Annotated in this window: 22 protein-coding genes; 7 read left to right on the top strand and 15 right to left on the bottom strand. The window is 62.6% G+C overall.

What is annotated here, in order from left to right; all coding sequences use genetic code 11:
• Nucleotides 1-221: 221 nt before the first annotated feature.
• Genes E5P2_RS31510 through E5P2_RS31500 form a run of 3 tightly spaced genes read right to left on the bottom strand, consistent with a single transcriptional unit; the run spans nt 222 to nt 3510 of the window.
• Nucleotides 222-1508, bottom strand: a complete 1287-nt coding sequence (locus E5P2_RS31510; RefSeq protein ID WP_162571084.1) for a vWA domain-containing protein — start codon at nt 1506-1508, stop codon at nt 222-224.
• A gap of 22 nt (nt 1509-1530) precedes the next feature.
• Complete coding sequence (locus E5P2_RS31505; protein ID WP_068673835.1) at nt 1531-2457, bottom strand: hypothetical protein; 927 nt, start codon at nt 2455-2457, stop codon at nt 1531-1533.
• Nucleotides 2458-2475: 18 nt separating this feature from the next.
• Nucleotides 2476-3510, bottom strand: a complete 1035-nt coding sequence (locus E5P2_RS31500; RefSeq protein ID WP_162571083.1) for an ATP-binding protein — start codon at nt 3508-3510, stop codon at nt 2476-2478.
• 160 nt (nt 3511-3670) lie between these two features.
• Between E5P2_RS31500 and rnhA the strand changes: the two genes are divergently transcribed.
• Entirely contained in the window at nt 3671-4171 is a 501-nt protein-coding gene (rnhA, locus tag E5P2_RS31495) for a ribonuclease HI (protein WP_162571082.1), read from the top strand.
• Between the two features lie 118 nt (nt 4172-4289).
• On the opposite strand, the gene E5P2_RS31490 is transcribed toward rnhA, so the two are convergent.
• Entirely contained in the window at nt 4290-5261 is a 972-nt protein-coding gene (locus tag E5P2_RS31490; protein WP_068673841.1) for an AAA family ATPase, read from the bottom strand.
• Nucleotides 5262-5525: 264 nt separating this feature from the next.
• Between E5P2_RS31490 and E5P2_RS31485 the strand changes: the two genes are divergently transcribed.
• Nucleotides 5526-6032: a hypothetical protein gene (locus E5P2_RS31485; RefSeq protein ID WP_162571081.1), complete on the top strand. Its 507-nt coding sequence runs from the start codon at nt 5526-5528 to the stop codon at nt 6030-6032.
• 696 nt (nt 6033-6728) lie between these two features.
• Here the strand turns inward: E5P2_RS31485 and E5P2_RS31480 are convergent.
• Entirely contained in the window at nt 6729-7805 is a 1077-nt protein-coding gene (locus E5P2_RS31480) for a GIY-YIG nuclease family protein (RefSeq protein ID WP_162571080.1), read from the bottom strand.
• A 78-nt stretch (nt 7806-7883) separates the two neighbouring features.
• Here E5P2_RS31480 and E5P2_RS31475 point away from each other — a divergent pair, with 78 nt between their 5' ends.
• From E5P2_RS31475 to E5P2_RS31465, 3 genes are all read left to right on the top strand, one after another.
• Complete coding sequence (locus tag E5P2_RS31475) at nt 7884-9269, top strand: hypothetical protein (protein ID WP_162571079.1); 1386 nt, start codon at nt 7884-7886, stop codon at nt 9267-9269.
• 224 nt (nt 9270-9493) lie between these two features.
• Nucleotides 9494-9958, top strand: a complete 465-nt coding sequence (locus E5P2_RS31470; protein ID WP_162571078.1) for a GatB/YqeY domain-containing protein — start codon at nt 9494-9496, stop codon at nt 9956-9958.
• A 100-nt stretch (nt 9959-10058) separates the two neighbouring features.
• Entirely contained in the window at nt 10059-10469 is a 411-nt protein-coding gene (locus tag E5P2_RS31465; RefSeq protein ID WP_162571077.1) for a hypothetical protein, read from the top strand.
• Between the two features lie 51 nt (nt 10470-10520).
• Here E5P2_RS31465 and E5P2_RS31460 read toward each other — a convergent pair whose 3' ends face one another.
• The 10 genes from E5P2_RS31460 to E5P2_RS31415 all read right to left on the bottom strand — a co-directional run bounded on the left by E5P2_RS31460 (nt 10521) and on the right by E5P2_RS31415 (nt 18208).
• The gene (locus E5P2_RS31460; RefSeq protein WP_162571076.1) at nt 10521-11630 is read right to left on the bottom strand and encodes a WGR domain-containing protein; all 1110 of its coding nucleotides are present in this window, start codon (nt 11628-11630) and stop codon (nt 10521-10523) included.
• Nucleotides 11631-12051: 421 nt separating this feature from the next.
• On the bottom strand, nt 12052-13002 hold the full coding sequence (locus tag E5P2_RS31455; protein ID WP_162571075.1) for a hypothetical protein: 951 nt from the start codon (nt 13000-13002) through the stop codon (nt 12052-12054).
• A gap of 247 nt (nt 13003-13249) precedes the next feature.
• A complete protein-coding gene (locus E5P2_RS31450; RefSeq protein WP_162571074.1) occupies nt 13250-13969 on the bottom strand; it encodes an SIMPL domain-containing protein in 720 nt (239 codons plus the stop codon).
• 130 nt (nt 13970-14099) lie between these two features.
• Nucleotides 14100-14513, bottom strand: a complete 414-nt coding sequence (locus E5P2_RS31445; protein ID WP_174258345.1) for a hypothetical protein — start codon at nt 14511-14513, stop codon at nt 14100-14102.
• Nucleotides 14514-14959: 446 nt separating this feature from the next.
• Nucleotides 14960-15289 carry a hypothetical protein gene (locus E5P2_RS31440; protein ID WP_068673858.1) on the bottom strand — a complete coding sequence of 110 codons (330 nt, stop codon included), beginning with the start codon at nt 15287-15289 and terminating at the stop codon, nt 14960-14962.
• Between the two features lie 42 nt (nt 15290-15331).
• Nucleotides 15332-15676, bottom strand: a complete 345-nt coding sequence (locus E5P2_RS31435) for a hypothetical protein (protein ID WP_068673860.1) — start codon at nt 15674-15676, stop codon at nt 15332-15334.
• Nucleotides 15677-15689: 13 nt separating this feature from the next.
• On the bottom strand, nt 15690-16109 hold the full coding sequence (locus E5P2_RS31430; RefSeq protein WP_146039457.1) for a hypothetical protein: 420 nt from the start codon (nt 16107-16109) through the stop codon (nt 15690-15692).
• Between the two features lie 641 nt (nt 16110-16750).
• Nucleotides 16751-17455, bottom strand: coding sequence for a hypothetical protein (locus E5P2_RS31425; RefSeq protein ID WP_162571073.1), 705 nt, complete (start codon nt 17453-17455; stop codon nt 16751-16753).
• A 94-nt stretch (nt 17456-17549) separates the two neighbouring features.
• Nucleotides 17550-17843 (bottom strand): hypothetical protein, encoded by a 294-nt coding sequence (locus E5P2_RS31420; RefSeq protein ID WP_068673866.1) that lies wholly within the window; start codon nt 17841-17843, stop codon nt 17550-17552.
• A gap of 83 nt (nt 17844-17926) precedes the next feature.
• Nucleotides 17927-18208: a hypothetical protein gene (locus E5P2_RS31415; RefSeq protein ID WP_068673868.1), complete on the bottom strand. Its 282-nt coding sequence runs from the start codon at nt 18206-18208 to the stop codon at nt 17927-17929.
• Nucleotides 18209-18431: 223 nt separating this feature from the next.
• Between E5P2_RS31415 and E5P2_RS31410 the strand changes: the two genes are divergently transcribed.
• Complete coding sequence (locus E5P2_RS31410; protein ID WP_162571072.1) at nt 18432-18860, top strand: hypothetical protein; 429 nt, start codon at nt 18432-18434, stop codon at nt 18858-18860.
• On the top strand, nt 18850-19650 hold the full coding sequence (locus E5P2_RS31405) for a vWA domain-containing protein (protein ID WP_162571071.1): 801 nt from the start codon (nt 18850-18852) through the stop codon (nt 19648-19650). Before E5P2_RS31410 ends, E5P2_RS31405 begins: the two co-directional genes overlap by 11 nt.
• Nucleotides 19651-19746: the final 96 nt, after the last annotated feature.

Raw genomic sequence — 19746 nt, 5'->3', positions numbered from 1 at the left:
ATGCCAACCGCTAGGTTGAGTTGTCATGGGTGTTGAGATAGGTGTCCTTTGAGCCGAAGCTCGGGAGACGCTTCGTTTGCCGTGCCTCTTGCGAGGTGCGAACGGGAGGTGAAGCAACCCCAGCACAAGGCTGTTGCTCTGTGTCTAGCGACCTATACCGGAACCCGCACCCCAAGAAAAATCCCGGACCGCGTGAGCGTCCGGGATTGGAAAAGATGTTTTCAGTCGACGTCGAGTTCAACCATTTCGCCGAATGGCGGTAGCTTTCCTCGGTTGCTTCCTTCTGGGACTGCCCAGAGAACCGGGTAGTCGGGTGCCTCGCAGGGAAAGGTTCCCAGCAAATCGGTCAGGTAGACCATGCAGCAGCACTCGATGTCCTCGTCCTCGACGTAGCTGAACGCGGGCTCGAAGTGCGTACCGCCGCCACCATAGGTGGTCTGGTCCAGCTCCTCTGCGACGTCGTCCACCATGTCCTGTACCTTGCGGATATGCGTGTCGATGTCCAGAACCACAACCCGTTCTGGCTTGAGCCGCTCGACGATGTCGAGAATCTCCCCGTTGAACAGGCGCCGGTAGTCGTTCTTCACCGAGCCACTGGTGTCCCGCGCGACGACCAACGTCTTCATGCTCGCCCCGCGCAGGCCTGGGAGAATGAACCCCAGGTGCAGGTAGCGGCGATTGACGACGGCCATCGTGTAGTCCGGGGCGTGCATCGACGTTTCGACGAAGTTTTGCAGCACCGACTTCCAGTCGACCCTGCTTTTCAGCGCCTCACCGACTAGTGACATCACGTTGCCAGGCAGGTCACCCTGCATGTGCGTCGCCGCTTCCACCGCAAGCTGCCATTCGGTCTCCAGGCTTTTGGTGCCTTGGCCGTTCTCGGCCTCCTTGGGGGCCTGGCGTACTTCACCCAGCATCTGCGGCGTTACGGGAGCGGCCTGCGGTTGCCCGCCCTCGCCGTCCTGCTCGCCGGTCTCCGGCTCGCCCGACCCGCTTCCGTTGTCCGGTGACCGGGGCTCGGGGCCTTCCTGACCCTCGGGTGAGGGGGTGGGGTCGCTGCCTCCGTCCCCGCCATCCGCGTCCCCGCCGCCACCTTCCGGTGTGGGGGGCGCGGGCGGCGGCGCCGGCGGCCGAGCTTCGAGAAGCTTCGAGTAGATGAACTCCGCGGAGAATCCGAGGTGCTCCTTGCCTGTTGCCATGCCTTGCGGCAGTCGGAAACCCGATTTCAGGACCATCGGATGGATGGCCTCGTCGCACGCCTCGTTCCAGAGAACTGTCTCTCGACTGTCTTGCCTCCAGGGATGGCCCGCTACGATGTGCAGGACGGTAGCCGAAATCAAGCCCTTGAGCTCAACGTCGACCAGGGTATCGATATACCGGGGGTTGAATCCCAGCGTCACCGAATCCGTCCACATGCCCGCACACGTCGGGTCCTCGGCGAGTTTCAGGCGCAGCGCCAGAAACCCGAAGAACGGCTGGTCGGCCAGCATGTCGGAGCGGGCCTTCATGACCCGCTTGACGTGTGCCGACTTAGGCTGCACGCTTGAGCTCCATCACCGTCGCGTTGACCGCAGGTGCGGCCATTGGCGCCGGCGGGGCACGCTTCTGGCCCATGAACGCCTGCATGACACTGAACACCGTCTTGGCTTCGTCCGCGACGCGCTTGCGCGCGCTGGGGTCGTTTTTCACCATCGCGGCGCTGACGTTGGTCAACGAGCCCTTCAGGCGGTTTGCCAGCATGTCCAGCTTTTCGTCGTTCGTCACGTTGAGCCGAGGCAGAAGGTCCGCGAGGTCGCGCACCGCTGCAATCGTCTCTTCGCGCACGTAGGCGTCCCCGTCCATCAGCTTCGCCGACAGGCGCTCGAGGCGCTCGTGCAGGTCTTCCCACATCCGGCGGTTGGCCCGTTTGAACGTGTCACGCATGTCGGCTTCCAGCTTGGCGCAAAGGTCTTGCGCCTCCTTGTCGGCCAGGCCCAGATGCAGCATCCCTTCAGACGCCGGCATCGTCATCACCTTCATGTCGAAGTCGTACTTGTACTTGAGCGACTGCTTGTCAGGGTAGTCGCTCTCGCTGTACAGCTGGCCGAGCACCTTGCGCGCTTCTTCGCGGATACCGTCGTACTGGTCGATGAGACCGAGCACGGCGACTTCAAACTGATGCTTGAAGCCGCGCATCGCCTTCATGTAGGACTCGTAGTTTGCCGTCGGCAAGATGCGCGGGCCGTCATGCATCCACGCCAGGGTGTTTTCGTAGTGGAACGTCCGCGCCGCCCGTTGGGCCGCGTAGAGCGTGTCCAGCACCTGGCACTTCGGCAGAAGGCTCTTCCAGAATCGTCCGAGGCGGCGGTCCGTCACCTGGTGGGCGTCGGTGACCTGCTCCGAAATCTTCTTGTCTTGGCGGTTGGCTTGCCACACGCTGATGTTCAGCGAAACGAGCACTGCATTCTTGATTTCCATGTTTGATTCCTTGTTCGTTTACAGCAATGCGCCCACCTCACCAGCCAGCAGCCGTGAGTAGGCTGCGGTTTGGGTGATTCCGGGGGTCAGAACGATGCTCTTGCGGACCATGAAGGCCGCGGCTTCGCCGTAGGCTTGTTGGACCATGCGTCCTGCATAGGTGCTCAGCGCACCGAAGTTGGTCTTCGTCGCTGCCGATGCGAGCCCTGATGCCAGGACCCACAAAGTGGAGACCTCATCAGGGATGCGCGCGGTGTCCGGATACAGCAGGATGTCGTCCAGGCTCGGCAGGTCCTTCGCCACTTCCAGGAAGTTGACGAATTCGGTTGCCGCTTCCTTGCCCACAGAGCCGCTTAGCTCTTCCAGTACGCCGGCCTTGTCCTCCTTGAGGTCATCGGCAGCGCCAGCCTTGAGCAGCTTTGCCAGGTTGTGCCAGGTACGTGGCGACGGGCTGTTCACCAGCTCGGTCGTCGGGTTGGGCTTGTGAAAGAGGTCGCCCCCGCGAAACTGCAGGAAAGCGACGAGCTCCGGAGGAAGTCCCTTCGCGAGCGCCCAGTCAATCCACATATCCAGGTCAGGCTCGACCTCCAAGATGGTCACGAAGCGGCTCTTGACGGGCTCCAGCAGTCCAGAGACGCCGGCGCGGTCCTGCTTGCGATTCGTGGCGGCAACGAAGGTGACACAGTTCGGGAGAACGTGCTCGTCGATGCGCCGCGCCAGCAGCAGCTGCATGAAGGCGGCTTGCACCGCCGGGGCAGCCTGGCCAAGGTCGTCCAGGAACCAGAGCGTCGGCTTCGTGGCGCTGAGCGCCTGAGCCATCACACCGTACGGCAGAAACCGCGCTGCGTCGCCCTTCTTGTTCGGGTAGGGCAAGCCCTTCGCGTCCGTCGGGTCGGAGACCACCGGGTGCGAAACGAGCAGTTCCCGCTCAGTTTGTCTTGCGACTTCGTGCACGACGTCCGTCTTGCCGACGCCAGGGGCGCCAACAAGCAGAACCGCCAGACCCGCACTGATGTTGCGCACCAGGCTTTGACGAACTCTGTTGATTTTCATTGGTTTGTCCTCTTGAGTGAAAGTTGTCCTGCTTGGTCTAGCGAACAGCCCGCACGCGGCTATCGGTGCATCCACGACGCCCGAAGGCTAAAACGTTTTAGGGGGCTTTAGAGCCAAGCTCTTTCTGCTATAATGCTGACACCACTCACAAGAATCTAAAATGCAAAACGACCTGTTCGCCGCCCCTGCTCCGACTGCTCTCAGCTACGTCGCCTACTGCGACGGTGCCTGCAAGGCCAACGGCAAGGTCGGCGCCGCAGCCAACGGAGGTTGGGGGTTCTCGCTCCGCGACCAGAATGGCACCGTGGTTGTGGAAGGACACGGCGGTGCCCTTGGAACGACCAACAACAAGATGGAGCTGTCGGCTGCAATCGAGACGCTTCGCCGCGTCCCGGAAGGCGCCCGCATCGAGGTCTTCACCGACTCGAAGTACGTAATTCAGGGCCTAACCGAGTGGATGCCCGGGTGGAAGCGCAAGGGCTGGCGTACCGCCGGCGGCGACGCCGTCAAGAATGTCGACCTCTGGCAGCAGCTGGATGCCCTCTTCGCGAAGCGGAAGGTGAAGATGACCTGGGTTAAGGGCCACAATGGCGACCCAGGCAATGAACGCGCGGATGCGCTGGCCAATCTCGGCGCGGCGAACGCCCTCGCGTCCGCCTGACCTGGCTCCGGCCCGCCGGCAAGCCGACGGCTAGCTGCCGCAGGCCCCTCATGCCATAACGCCCAGCTAAAGCTCGGCGTTTCCCGCTCAATCACGCCCGAATCCTGCCGGCGAGCATTCAGGCTCGAAAGCCCATCGACGTCTTCTTCTTCACGTGCGAATGTCCGACGTCGTCGGCAAGGACCGTCTCACGCTTGGCCAGGCGCGCGGACCCCATGGCGTCGAGCAGGGCCTTCTTCATTTCCCGCGGGGACACTTCCGCCATGTGTTCGAGCACGGCATCGGTGAGGTCCGGGTCGAAACCCCAGCCGTTAGCGGCCAGAAGCCCCGAATAGATGCTTTGAGCGATGCTGGCGGCCTGGGCGCGCGTCGGGGACGGCACCTCGTACACCATCATTCGCTGGAGGATGTAGTCGGGGATGGCCGAGAGATTGTTCGCGGTTCCGACCCAGAAGATGCCTGACGTGTCGATTTCGACGTCGAGGAACTCATCGGTGAAGTGTTTGGCCGTGTCCGGCTCCAACAACTGCAGCAGCGCGCCGAAGGGGTCATAGCGGTGGTCGCCACCTGCCTTGTCCACCTCATCGAGGGTGAACGCCGGGTTGGCGATGGTCTCCTCAATCAGCGCCTGGGCCACCTTGCCGTGGCGTGCACCGCTCCAGCCCGACGAGCTCCCGGACAGCACCCAGCCACTGGTCATGGTGCCCATCGAGACGAAGCGATGCGGGATGTTCAGCGCCTTCGCCAGTTCTGCGGCGAAGTGCGTCTTTCCGACCCCAGGCTCGCCTGCCAGCAGGATTGGCACGAAGTTGAGCGGGGATGAGCCATAGAGCGCGAGCTCCAGGTATTTGCGCAAGTCGTCGACCACGCCCTGGAAGTTGGGGCACGCCTGGGCGAGCGGCGCAAGCGCGTCGGAGGAAGACGGCTTGGAGATGAAGCGCTGGGCACCGACGTCAAGCATTCGACCGTAGGTTTTCATCAGGAGCGCGTTGTTCGTTCCTTCTGAGCGGGCCATGGCTTTGACCACAGCTTCGGGGCTGTAAATCTCGCGGGTTCCGCCGAGGGACAGCGACATCGTGAACTGACTCATGGAATCTCCCGAAGTGAGCCTTGACGCCAGCGGCTGGCTGGATTGACGTCGTGTAGCGCTGACTTTTATGCCGTTGCGCAAACATTTAAGTCGCTTGCCTAAACAGCCGGTCACCTCAACGGGAACCATTTCATGGAAGCGTACTTCGACAGCTGCATTCGCCTTTGGGTACAGCTCGCCTTTCTGCCTTACCGCATCATCGGCGGCGGTGCGAAGTCATTGGGTGTCGAGGACGCGGGTCACTAAGCGGCCGACCCCTCAGCAATGCAAGCGCAGGTAATCGACCTCACGTACATCCAGGCCTGCCAGCAATGGAAGGTTGTGGACGAGGCCGAGCGGGAGGCAGCTTTCTTTGCGGACTCGGTGAACCGGTGCCAAGCCGAGATGGTCTGGTCGAATGCATTTTCGAGGGGCCTGGCTTCCGAAGCCCTGTCAAAGGCGCAGCTCCTGCACGACAACGCAGTGGCCAAGCAGGCTGCCGCTCGGCGCAGGGCGTTACTGCTCTCCGGCCAGGCGGCCTATCGCAACTGGGGCGTGCGCCTGGGCAGGGAATATCGTTTCTGCGCCGCTTCCGAAGAGCGTGCGCGGTTCGTTGTGGACTTTCTTCGCCCCGCGGAAGCGCTGCCTGCACCGGGCCGGTGCACTTTCATTTGCGCGGGAGACGGTCCAGCCGGCCGGGGAATGGTGTTCCTTGGGTTGGACGAAATGACGCCGCATGAGGTCGATTCCAACGTCATCAGCCTGGGGAATGTCATGCGAGGCGGCAGCTGAGCAGAAAAAAGGGCCCCCGTATTCCCGTACGTGAGCCCTCTGAATGGTCGATTCCATGGTCGGCCTGGTGAGACATAGCGCAACCTGCAACAAACCCACGGTGGCCGCCTCGTGTACCGCGGTGAAGCGAACTCCACCGGTCTCTAGGCTAAGGCAGCCCTGTGTCAACGCGTTCGGCCTGGTGAGCGTAGAGCTTACCATTGGCAACGACTTCGAGTCCCGTCGACGACGTCACCTCAAGTGGACCCAGTCAAGCAGTTTCCTGCCTGGCTCAAACCGACTGTCTGGTTTTTGCTGGCGCTCGCACGAATGCGAAGGGGATTTCAGCCCGCCGGCCCAGCACGCGCCATTGCTCTTTCGATTTCCGCGGAGCCCCGAGTTTCGTCAGGACAAATCTACGAAAGCAACGACTGGCCAAGCCAGCGGACCAACTTCCCCGCTTCAACGGCCCCGCGACACGACCCAGGCGCACTTGGTGCCACTCTGGATTCCCGGCCATCGCGACGAGCGCGCCCGGTGGGTCGGTAGTTGCTTGTTCCCCGGGAAGCAGCGCGTCCGGACACGCCGCTTGCCGATGAAAGGCCGCTGAGTGCTTCAGAAAGCGTCAGCAAACACCTATAGCAACCTCGTCTTCATCGGTTACACCTACGGGTCGAAAAGCGCAGTGGATGGGGTAAATCCTCCTGCGCCAAGGCTTTAGCGTCGCCCGCTAACGTCGATTCGGCCCGTCTTCGGTGCCTTCAAAGCGGCGCGTGTCCGGTACCGCCTTCTGATGCCGGCACCTACGCCCGCGAGGAGCAAGGCTGCAGCGAGGAAGAGCACGAAGGCCTCCGGCCGAATGGCCCAGAATGCCGCTAGACCAGCGAGGCCGACCAGGGGCCACTTCGCCTTTGTCACCAGCCGGCTGCTGAGCGTACTGGCGTATTCGTCAAGCCAGACAAGAAACTCCTTGGACGCCCCTCCCCCGCGTGCGCCGGCGCGCAACTGACGATAGTTTGCCTGGAGATAGCCATGAACCGGTGGGCATGCCTTTTCGCCGCTGAACATGTGGTCGTGCACGAAAACGAGGATGAATTCGAGCTCCTCTTCGGGAATAGGCTCGTCCGGAGGAAGCGCCGCGAGGTAGCGGCCCCAGAGCGTGGCGTACTCAAAGGTCTCTCCCAGGCGCAAAGAGGCCTCGGCGGCCCTACCGAAGCCGCGACTGACTCCGCGCTCCGCGGACAGCTGAAAGAGCTCGCGGCCCCGAGCAACCAATCGCTCGGCGACCCCTGCAGGACCCTTCTTTCTCTCGGACAGCGCAACGGCTGTTTCGCCGGCCAGATATGGCGCCAGATGGTGACCGAGAGACGCCGCGTGTTCCAAGAGCGTTAAAGCCTCCTCCAGCTCGGCGACGCTAGGCCGGGGTAAGGTCAGGTGTTGCTGGGCGCGGGCGGTGAAGGCTTCGGCGAAGACATCGGCCGTTTCGGGTACCGCAAGCCTTTCCGCGACCTTGTCAATCAGTTCTTTAGCCTGCTCGGGCGTAAGGTTAAAGAATTCGCGGTTCTTCGCCGTCCTGGCACCCTGCTCATCCAGGACCGAATGCACGACCTTTTCGGCGAGCGCGCAGTCCTCGAACGAGCGCGCGTAGAAGAGCTCAAACTGCTGCGGAACCCCGGTGGCACTGGACAGCTCCGCGCCTCGACGCTCAGGCCGTCGCCTGGTCATGCCCACTTTCACCTGCCCCGGCATCGAGGGGTTGGTGAGTACGTAGACGTAGCCAAAATCGTGGTCCATTCAATCCGCTTCAAAGTGCTTTGGGCGTATAGAGGGCCTGTTTCATACCGATAAAAAGACAGGCAATCGAAAGTGTTCATGGGCTATACTCGCCGTCTTAACGTGCTTTATTCGTTTCAGGAGCGTCTCCCTATGTATCAAAGCCCCGGAAGACACCAGGCACGGTCGAACCGACAGCCCCAATTTGGTGAGTTTCAGAAGCGCAACAATGCGCCACGGCATCAACCGCCCGCGATAGACCCCACCCAGCTCGCCTCGGCCATCCAGGTCAGAAACTTTAAAGCTCTCCTGGACGCCGCGACCTCCGTCGAAAACCTCGCCCTAGCCCTGGACATGCCACTGCAGCGCGTGAATGAGCTGCTTCGAGGCGAAAACTTTCCCCACGACGTTGCGTACCACATCGAGGTAACGCTAGAGCTGCCCAGCGGGTTCCTTGACCGCGTAAACGCCCGCTTGACACCTGAAGTTGTAAATCGTTTAAAATCTCCGCTAAACTTCAACGCGACTGAAAACGAAGCGGAATCAACCGAAACGCAAACAGCAGTGGCAGTTCAGGCACCGGTCCAGTTGACGCTCGCAGCGGTGCCGGAAGCAGCGCCAGCCAGCACAGAAGCCGCACCTCAACGACAGGACGAAGACATGGCCAAAAAACAAAGCTCTCAGCCCGCGAAGAAGACAGCGGCGGCCAAGACCGTGGCTCCGCCCGCGGCGGCCGCCAAGAAGACGCGGGCGCCCGCTGCGACCGCTCCAACGACACACACGCCCGGCGAGGACATCCTCGACACCCGCCGCATCAACTTGGCCGTGCTGACCGAAGCCCCTGGTGCCAAGAGCAAGCTCTGTGAAATCATGGGCATGAGCCCGGCCAACATCTCCCATCGGATTCACAGGAACAAGAAGCTCGACGATGCGGAGGTCAAGCGGTTTACGACTGCTCTCCACCTTCCCAAGGACTGGTTCGATGGTCCGCGGACGGCGAAGGACATTCCTCCTGCAGTCGTAAAAATGCTGGACCCGGGCCCGAAGCAGCCTCGTGGTACCAAGAAGGCCCTTCGCGAGGCTGCCCAGGGCCTCATTCCTGGCAAGCCTGCTGCTCGCAAGGGCCCCACCACCCGTGTCCTGGCGCCGGCTGATGTCAAGATGCCTCGGCTCTCGACGGGTGTTGTCGCTCCGACGCGCGCGCCCGCTCCCGTGTCAGTCCCTGCGCTGGCCTCCGTGGGTGCATCGGCGCCCGTGTCCACACCGTCGGCGGCCGATTTTGCTCCCGCCACGGTCCGCGCACCGGCTTCGGCAGAGCAGCGGCGTTTCGCTGCAGCGCCGGCTGCTTCTGCGATTCCGGAAGACGTGGGAACCATCGGGCCCATCGCGACCGCGCTGGTCCAAACGCTGGCGCTGAAGGCGCGCGAGGGTCGCTTGGATGAGGCTACCGCTCTCAAAATGCTGACGCAGGCTGCCGCACTGTAGGCGCTAGCCCCCCTCCGACCGTCAGGCGGCCCGGTCCCAACCGGGCCGTTTCGCTTTTTGGGCGGGTACCCGCACTGTGCGGCTTTCCCGCCAACCCTCCAGGTTCTAATCGGGCCATCGAGGCTGTCCACCTTCTAATCGGTAAGGCTTGGAAGGCTAGACGTGTACGACGGGCTTCGGCGTCGCCTATACGGAAGTAGACCTCTAAACAACAAAGGACCCCCATGAGTTTGCTTCAACGCATCAAAGACGACTCTCTCCAAGCCCGCAAGGCCAAGGAGGCGGCAAAGGCGGCAACACTGACCACCCTCTACTCCGAGGCAGCCATGATTGGCAAGAATGCCGGCAATCGCGAGACGACCGACGAGGAGGTCGCAGCGACCGTCAAGAAGTTCATCAAGAACGCGAAGGAAGCCATCGTGGTACTTGAGAATGCAACCGATGACGCACGTATTGCCGCGCGCGACGCGTTGCGCCAGGAAGTCAGCGTCTACAACGCCTACCTTCCGCAGCAGCTCGACCACGGGCAGCTCACCTCGGCCATCCTTGGCATTGTCCAGGGCCTGGCCGAGCGCTCACCCAAACAGATGGGCGCTGTGATGAAGGCCCTGAAGGAACAGCATGGCACCAACTACGACGGCAGTGCCGCGAGCGCCATCGCCAAGGAGGCTCTGGCATCCGCCAGCTAGGCCTATCCGGGAGCAATTTAAGAGCCCTCTCCGAGGGCTCTTTTTCTTGGCCTCTCCAGGGCACTCCGCTACACCCGGTATCAACCCTTGGAGCCCCTTCGTGAATCTAAATCTTTTTCCCTTCGTGGCCGCCTTTGCGCTACTTGCTGGCTGCAATGGCAACGTGCCCTCGAGCCCTCACCAGCTGAAGGAGCAGCTCATCCGGCTCGGACAGTCCACCGAGACAACGATGCACTCTGCGAAGCAGTCTGCCGAGACCGCAAAGTCCAGCGCAGAGGGCGCGGCGGTCACTGCGACGAGTACCGCGGATGGCGTCAAGGAGTCCCTCACCTCGTTCGGTGAGAACGTCACTTCAGCGAGCGACACTGCAGCGTCCACGCTGACCAAGGTCGGTGAGGCGGCGCAAGCCGGCGTCCAGCACGTCTCAAATAGGCTCACCTCGCTCGGCGAGTTGGTCCTTGAGGCGACTTCTGACAAGCCTGCGTCAACAGCGGCACCTGCGCAGAACTAGTGCCTCGACAAAAAGAAGGGCCGCCGAGGTAACTCGGCGGCCTTTTCAGAATCAGGCTTCGTCAGCCTCGTCGCTGCTCACGCCTTCAGGCTTGAACACGAGCTGCTTCAACGAGCAGGCGTCGGTGCCGACGTCGTCACGAGCGCCTTGGTACCGCGGCTGGAACAGGCTACCGCCCTTGAACGCATACAGATACTCGACCTCAGCCAGCGCGCGCACGGCCGGGATGAGGTGGTTGGGCGGAATCGTCACGTTGCCCACATCGACTTCGGCCCCGGCTTCGTCCAGCAGCACCATGCTCACGCTGCGCTTGGTCGTGCTTTGCGCTCCGACAATCACGGTGGCTCGATGGGTGAACACTCGCTTGAGCTGGTTGCCGCCGGAGTTGGGGCGACCAGGCACATACTGGGCGTCTCGATGCTTGAAGACAAGGCCTTCGCCGGACGCGGACTTCACAGCCGCATAGAGCGCTCTCTTGGCTTCGCTGGTGTAGGCCGTGCCGGTGATGGCCACTTGCTTGGCGCCGGCGGCCTTCAGGAGGTCCTGCACAGCCTGCAGCATACTCACCCGGTACCCGCACTCCTGCACCTTCATGTCCATGCCTTCCCACTCGAGGATGTCGAACACGAAGTACGTCTCACCGATGAGCTCGCCATCCAGGACGTAGGGTGCATGCCCTTCGAGCGCAGCAAGCGCCTTGGCCACACACTCTGGGAGGCCCGTTGCCAGGCCCTTTCGGTTGATGCCCAGCAGTTCGGTGCCGGTGTGCTGAGTGAGACGACGGTGTCCGTCGTATTTCGGCTGCATCAGCCAGTCGGGGTCGTCCAGCAAGCGCTGAGCCTGCTCTTCATCAATGACGTTGAGCAGCTGCGGCACGACGCCGGTGAAGCGCTCCTCCATCGACGTGTTGACAAAGGCGCTGCCGGCTTCACCCGGCGAGTAACCCTTGCCCACCTTCTCGCTGACGAGCTTGTCGTAGGTCTTCTTCGCCGCCTCGTAGCCGACGGGAGCCTTCGTTTTCGCGCCCGAGGTCAGCGTACCGCCACGCGGCCCGTATTGAAACAGAACCACCCACCCTGGCTCCTTCTGCTCCAACTGGGCGTGGTATTCTTTGTTGGACTTGGCGTCCTTGTAAAAGAGCGAGATTTTTTCTGCTTGCATCGATGTCCTTGTGTTGAAAACAGCATCCGCTGTACAAGGTCTAGCTAGCCTTCGGCCCTCCGCTAAAACTGGCGCCGGCGCGTCCGCAAAGGAAAGCCGCACCAGGAAACTGGTGCGGCTATGAAATTGAGCGTCAGTGCTCGTTTAGACAACTACGCCTGGTTGTCCGCGGCTGCGAATCCAACTGTCCATGCGTCTCTATCCCGAACCTCGACATCGCTGGTCGCTGCCCCCTGCAAGAGTTCCACCAAATCCATGGCGTGTGTCAGGGTTTCGACCGTGTCGTAATAGCCACCGTCAACATAAACGTTGTAGGGCCCAAACGCGTCCTTGGACAGTTTCCTCGTATCGAACGAGAACTCGCCAACGGGCGGCCGCTGCGGTCCGTTCCAGAACCGCTGCTGAGCAGCGCGGCAGGCGGCTATGGCCCCTGTGCGCTCTTGGCCGCCACGCGGGCAACACCCGATGTGGCTTGAACCCCGTCAGGCGCGCGGCAGAAAACCTCAAAAAGCTCAATCGGACCATCCTCGGACCTGGCCACCTCCGCCGCCTTGGGGGCAACGGAAGCGGAAGCTCCAAACTTCTGCTCGATGTAGAACTCGTAGAGGGTCCCTTTCTTGTTCACAAACCCGCCCTCCTTCGCGCTCCAGCGGAGTTCGCGGAGCTCGGCGACGGTCAGCGGGTGGTCCACGTCGCGCCCGTCCTCTTCGAAGTGCAAGTCGAGAACGACATGGCTTGCGTCGTCCTCCTCGTCGAAGTCGGCGGCCGGTTCCTCCAGCAGCTGCGCGACATCGCCGTCGAGGTAACGCACTGGGAACGAACGACCGTCAACGACAACGTGCGCGACCGCGTCGAAGGGGTAAAGGTCCATGATGGTGGGCGGGCGAGTCGCCTCGCGCGCCGGCCCGGACGCCTTCGCAGGCTTCTTGGCCGCGCCGACCTCGAGAGGTCCGCCCTGAACCAGGGCTCCAAGAATGGCGCCCATCACCGCCTGCGGGTCCTGCTGCCACTCATCGCTGACCCAGTAGGCAATCTCGCGGCCCAGTGGGTCGCAGATGCGCACGTAGTCCAACGGTTCGTCCCCTTGGGCGTAGCGCAGCTCAAAGCCGTTGTGGGCCATGACCGCATACTCCGGTCCATAGGTGACGTCCTGGTTGTCCTCGATGTGGTCGAGCTCGACTGGCATCAGCTTGGCGTCAATCGCCTCCTGGGAGACGCTGTCGTTCAAAGCGGCCCAATTCTGGAAGCCGGTCATGGTGGCAAGGGCGTCGAGCGCCTGGCCATGCTTGAGCTCGAAGCCCAGGCTCGTAGCGAACTTCTCGAGGGAGCGAGCCGCCTTCTTGGCGGACTGTGCGTTGTAGATGTGAAGCATGAGTTTTCCTTTGTGGATGAGCGCGAAGCGCCATCACGTTCATTTCGTGTCGATTGCCTGCATTACCGATAGGCGCCTCGCGTGACATGCACGAAGGCACTCAGGGTGTGTTTTCCTTGAATGCGCTGCTCAATTCACCGTCCCCGTGAGGGGGCAGGCGGAGGGCGACAGCGCGCGCCTGGCACGTATAGGGAAGGGCCAGAATTGAAAAAGCCCCGCTAGCGGGGCTTCAGGAGTTCACAATGGCTCAACGCTTTAGGGTGACCGCGCCGGACACCGTGACGGACACCGTCGCCTTGCCAGGCTCCATGGGCAGCGGCTCAGTCGCTCGCGATGCCATTTCGGCCGACATTGCCATCGATTTCATCATCGGCCCCGGCGGGCGGGGGTTGTAGCCGCTCTGGCCGATGGAAATTTCCTTGATTTCGGTCTGAGGGAACCCCAGGGCGAGGGCAGTCACCTTGGCCTTACCCTGGAATTCTTCGACAGCCGTCCCGATGAGTCCCTTCTCGGCCTGGGTACGCGCCGTGGTCGAGAGATAGAAGCCGGAGCCGGTCAGACGCGCTTGAGTGCCCAGTTCCGCGGCCGCTTGGGCAACGGCACTGGTGTTCTTGGATTCGATGCGAATCTCGCCGCGCGAGCGCCAACTGGCGATTTTTCCGTCGCGCCCGTAGACCGGGCCGGTGTAGAAGCTCTCCGTGCGCACATCGAGACCGGACGTCTCCTTGGCTTGTGCCACGACCTTCGCGAACGCTGCTGCAGCCTGGCGCTGGGCGTCCTTGGCCTCGCGCGCCTCACGCTCGACGGTCAGGCTGGCCCATGCAGTGTCTTCCACGACCTCCAGATTCGCCGCTGCATCGAGGCGCAGCGTCGGAGGTTGGGACTCCAGCCCTTCCTGAGCAGCGTGTGCGCCGGCGACCAAAACGGTGGCGGCGAGGATTGAAATGAGGGAGCGATGAAGGCGCATGGAAATCCTTTGGAAAAGTTGTTTTGCCAATGGTGTAGCCATGCGCGCGGACGGCAAAAGGAAGAGGTCCCCGCAAGAGCGAGGACCTCTAGGAATCGAAAAGAAGAAAATGTGTCCGTCGAAGGGTGCGCTACGCCGGCACGGTCTCGAAATCCGATTCTCGCACGTCCACCCCGAAGAGCCTGAAGGCATAGTCGATGTCCCCGGCGACCGAAGCTGCGATGACGTCATCACCGCGAACGAGGGCTGCACCGAGGCGATGGTTGCCGTCGGTCAGGGGCCAATTGACGACGCAGCCTAGGCTGGGGACGCCGACATCGACCGCTACCGCCTCTGACCAGCCGTAGTGGACCAGAAAGGCGATGCGCTCGATGTGCTCCGTCAAGGTCCACTCGACAGTGGCCATCCCGAAGGCTTCGGAGCGTAGGCGACCCTCTGCCAATGCCCGGCGCACGTCTGGTGCCGAGAAGCGGCCGGTCGTCCAGGGGTTCGAGAAGGGGTTGCAAAGCTTCGCCAGCTTCCTAACTGGAAGATTCACTGCCATGGTGTTCCTAGAAATGGTCTTCTCGGTTTAGCGAGCGTCGGCTTGGCCGGCTATAGGACGTTCGGCAACCAAGGACAACCAACATGCCAAGTCGTACATTCTCGACGAAAGACCTTTCCGCATGACGAAAGCTGCCTTGCTCGCAAGCTCCGCATTCTTCCGGACACGCGGCATTTCGCCGACACATGCCAACGGGTGCATTGAGGCCGAGGCGCTCCGCCCTGAGGCTATTCGGTCCCGCATCGGTGGTTTTCGACATGGCAACCCTCGACGCCACGTCGGAATGCTCCAGCCTACCGGCGCTCCTGGGTGCTTGGAACGAGGCCGGCCAAGGCAACTTCCAGTACTGGCCCGCCAACTGCACCGCCACGTCGAAATTCAATGCCGAACCTTCGAGGCGCTTTTTTCGGGGGCGCGACGTCTCTGGTGTAAGCCGATGACCGAGCTTATGGCGCCAGGGGGTCGACCGAGCAAAGGATAAGCGGCGTTCGCTCGCCGACGAAGGCGCCTTCGACGTTGAACGAGACCCACTCGTCCGCCTCTTCCTCGGTCATGCCCTCCTCAGCAAAGGCCTGCACCAGCTTGTTCCGGTCGTATACGACGACCGGCCCGAGGTTGATGCGCTCGGCGACACCAACGATTGCCTTGTCGAGACTTGGAGGGTCCAGGAACAGCATCTCGTCGTCGTAAGCAGCTGCAAGTCGGTCTCGCAGGAGCTCTGGCGCGTCATGCTCACCACCGTGGTGGTCGGGGCGGGGCTCAATGGAGTTGGGCATAGGTCCGGCGTGTAGCGCCGCGACTTATCTGCTGAACGCCGCTTAGCTGTTTGTCGGCTCCGGCTCAAGGGTGCCCGCCCTGGCGCGCGCCAGGACTTCGGCTGCATGCCCAGGCTGGGTGAAGCAGCGGTTCAGCTCGACCACCGGAATTCGGCCGGTGAGCACCACCAGGCGCTCGGCCTCCGCGGAATTCTTGTCGGCTCGAAGCTTGGCGCGGCGGTCCATGCCCCACGGCTCCACGAGCTCCGGGCTGCCGTGCTGAAGCACCGCACCGCTTACCTCATCGAGAGCCAATGAGACGGCCAGCATGGGCTGGCCAAGCAACTTCTCCCCCTGGTACAACTCGTACAGGTCGTTCCGAAGCCGATAGGAGAACTCGCCGCTCATCGCCGCCGAAGGCTCACTGGCCCGAAGATTCGCCGTCGGCCTTTGCAGGCGTATCCGCGGCCGCCAAAGCCTTCACGAGCTCCTTTTGGCTGAGCCCCAGCGCTGCAAGGTTGGTCTCCAGCGATTCGACCGCAGCCAGCACGTGCCGCTGGGCCTCGTCGACGACAGCCATCAAGGCCTCGACGTCGGCGAGCGACCTGGTGGTCACCTCCGCGGCCGCCTGGGCGTCAGCCCCGTTCGCACGGATGATGTGGTTGAACAGCCAGAGCGAAGCGTTTCGGACGTCGCGGCAGTACGCCAGCGTTTCCTCGTACTCCTGGCCGGCGTTCTTCGATGACGCCCCGCGGCGCTTGACCACGACGACGTTCATGGAGTGCCAGTCGGCTCTGAGTCCGTACCGGGCGACTTCGTTGGGGATAAGGTCGAGAGACATGATTTTTCAGACCGCCAGCGGCGGAAGTTTGGGTTGACCCTCGATTTCGGCCACGAAGTTGATAGCCGCACAGGCGGCACCCCTCCAGGCACTCGAAGGCTTTTTGTCATCGCATTGACCCGGGCGGTATTCCCGCCACACGTCGCGCTGCAGTGCTCGAGGAACCATTCGCCAGTGCTTCGCGCACATCAGCAGCTCGGGGCGCACAGCGGTCAGGCAGGCCTGCGCATGGCACCGGTGTGTCACGGCGGGGCGGGTTCGTTGAACATGCAAGGTATAGGGGCGAGTTTTTAGACCGGGCTTGAGCGGTCGCGCGCTCGCGCTCGCACGAAGGACTCTTGCTCTTGTTTAAGAGTTATTGATGAAGTCTCAGGCGAGAGAAAGAGTCTTTTAGCGGATGACGTTTATTTTTCTGTAAACGGTCTCTCGCGACCTCTGCCACCCGCCGACCCCTTCGAACCTTCGACCCAGGCCGCCCTGGCTCCCCCTGTCGTCGCCTTGGCCGCCAAGTGACCAGCTAAGGAGGCTGCGCTTGTGCGCTGAGGCGGAAGAAAAGGAGTTTTTGTGGAGGTAGCGAAGGACGCGATGAGCGCGCCTCCAAAAAAAAGGAAGGGACCGCAGATGCGGCCCCTTGGAGAGAATCACGCGACGGAAAACGCCGCGGGGAGATGGTCAAGCCAGGTAGGCCTGCCCGGGTCGACTGCGCCGGCCCCGTGGTGGAACGTGCTTGAGCCTTCGCAGTGCCAACCGTAGGCCTGCTTGAGGTTGAGCTCGTCCACCCCGACGAGGCCAAAGGAGAGGGTCGGATGGAGCGCGCCGAGCTGGTCGAGAATCCGAACGTCCAGGGTGTGCCACGTGAAGTGGTACTGCCCTCGGCGGTTCGTGACACGCTCGAACTGCGCGCATGTCAGCCGGTCGTCAAACTGCCCCCAGTTCTTCTGCGCCCACTGGGCACGTGTGAGGGCGTTGTACTGACGCACGTTCTTGCGAACAAGGGCAACGCCGGCTAGCGCCTCGGTGTCCAGTGTGCGGTTCAGGAGCACGCGTGCTTCCTGGTGCTTGGCGGGGTCCTTCAGCAACGCCACCAGCTTGGGCTCTTCGTTGAGCGCCTCCAGCGCCTCAGCCGCCATGCGGTATTGGTTCTGGATGAAGTGATAGTACGGGATAGCGAAGGGGTCGACGGCCTCCAGGCCAGCAGGCACCGGTACCGCCCTACTCGGCTGGAACAGCTTGTCGCCGTCCGTCGGATGCCGCACGCTGGTCACGAAGACCTCGAGTTCCTCTGGCTGCCCCTGCACTGTCAGCAGGTAGCGCACCGAAAGGCCGGTGTTCGAATCTTGGTTCATGGTGTGTTCCTGGCAAATTTCCTGCCTCGTGTAGCTAGTCGGCAAGGCCGAGGCCCAAAAAGAAACGCGCCCGGGTTAGGGGCGCGGAATCAATTTAAGCGAATGCCAGGGACGGATTGCGTTGCGGGAACAACGCGGCCGACAAGTCATTGCGCTCAGCGATGAAAGCAGCGTAGTCGTCCATTTCAGCTTGGGAAAGCTTACGGGACTTCGAGTCTGCTTCCAGGTGCCGGAGGTTCATTTCCAGCGTGCGGAGACGTTGATGCTTGGCGGCCTTTTCGGCAGCCACGCGACGTTCAGCCTTGACCTGCTCGATGAGCATCGTTACCAGGACAGAAGTCGAGGCGATGACAACAGCGAGGATGGCGATAGCGAAAACGGTTTGCATGATTTGCCTTTAAAGAGAAGATGTGACCTTCCCCCTATAGTCACCGCGGCCAAGGGGCCTCCGCGCCGCCCGAGGCGGGCTCACTACGCCGGTTTTGCCGCGCGAGTTTGTGCGAGCCGGCGGTCGCGCAGGACCGCTACGGACGCCAAGGCGAGCGCCCAGCCGAGAAATATGGCGGTCGTCCAGCCTGGTGCCTGCGCTCGCGATTCGAGCAAGTGCAGCAAGGGGGCCGCAGACAAGGCGCAAACGACAATCGCATAGCGCTTCAGCCCACGCCCAATGGGAAGCGTGAGCGCGTCCATGGCGAACCACGCTGCGAGCAGCATGACGACCAGGCAATAGGCGGCGGGAACGAGGACAGGCATCCCTCGGATAGCAATCAAGCTCTTGTGCCCATGGGCGTGACACGGGTACGGACCGGTTGGACCTCCGGCTCTCGGCGGGACATCCGAGGGGCCCGCCCGCCCCTTCGCAAGGCGCTGGTTCTCGCTCGGCACTGTGGGGCGGGCGGGCCTTTAACCAGCGAACTGACGAAAACGGCGCGTATAAAACATCACGCTAGACGTTACCGGTAACGACAGAAAACCGATGACGTACAAGCAATCACCACCCCCCGAGCCACTCGAGCCCGCGGAACGAACGAAGGCCTTTCGAAGCCGCTTGGCGGAGAGCAGCTTCCGCCGAGTCGAGGGCTATATCGCCAGCGACGAAAAGGAGCGCGTGGACCGCGTCCGCCAAGAGCTGCAGGTGACCTCCGACGTTGCGGTCGCAGGCCTTGTTCGGCTGGGGCTGAGCGCCTACGAAAGCGCAATGCGCCAGGGACCTGGCGCGAGCCTTCAGACAACTTCTTCCGACTGGCTCGCCGCATCTGGCGGTGTGCAGGGCGCATGCGCCCATTCGGCCCAGGCCAACTTCCCGACCACCCCCAGCGCGGCCTCTCCTGAGCTCGTGCACACCCCCGCCAACCCCATCGCTCAATTCTTCAAATCGCGCAAGGAGACTCACCGTGCTCAATAACCCCCGCCTCGGCCCCCTGGTACTGCCCTACCTTGGCCTCACCGTCCAGTCCCATGTCCGGCCCACCCTCCCGGCCTTCGAGTTACCTGCCGCCATCCAGCGCCTGCTCGCGCGTTCGATTGAAGACTGTCGCGCCGAGCGTTCCCGGCCCGCCGTTGGCGAACAAACCACACATGCGGCGCTGCTCCTCGACGAGTCCTGGTCGATGAACCGCCACCGCGCAGCTGCCTTGGCTGGCTACAACCACCAGGTCGGCGTCATCAAGGAAGGCGCCAAGGAGGCCGGAAAGACACTGGTCACGCTGAACGTGTTCAGCAGCACGCCGCGGGAAGTCCTGAGCGCGGCGCCGACGGAGCAACTGAGTCCGCTGCCCGAGGAAGAGTACACGCCCACCGGCGGCACCGCCCTCTACGACGCCATCGGGGACACCATCGCCTCGCTCCTGGCCCGCCCGGACGCTGATTCGCCGTCGACTGCGTTCCTCGTGGCACCGTTCACCGATGGCGAGGACACCTCGTCGTACCGCTACCCTCCGCAGCTGCTGCGCGAACTCGTCGCCAAGCTCGAGGCCACAGGCCGCTGGACGTTCACCCTGGTGGGCCCCACCGGCCAGGTGGACGAGTTTGCCGCTGCCCTGAACCTCCAGGCGGGCAACATCAAGGCCTACGATGCGACCAAAACCGAATCGGTGACCTCCGCATTCACGGAGATGGCAGGGGCCAGTACACGCTACATGGCGATGCGCTCTGCCGGGGTTATGGCCTCCGCCTCGCTCTACGCCGGCCGATAGGGCTTGCTAGCTTTGTCAGCGAACGCCCCGCCCAGCGCGGGGCGTCTTGCCATGGGCCGTCCAGCGGGCACGCCCGGTCCCCACGGCACATTCCCC

This window comes from Variovorax sp. SRS16 (genome assembly GCF_901827165.1).
Classification (GTDB): domain Bacteria; phylum Pseudomonadota; class Gammaproteobacteria; order Burkholderiales; family Burkholderiaceae_C; genus Variovorax.
This window is presented reverse-complemented; position numbering and strand designations above follow the sequence as displayed.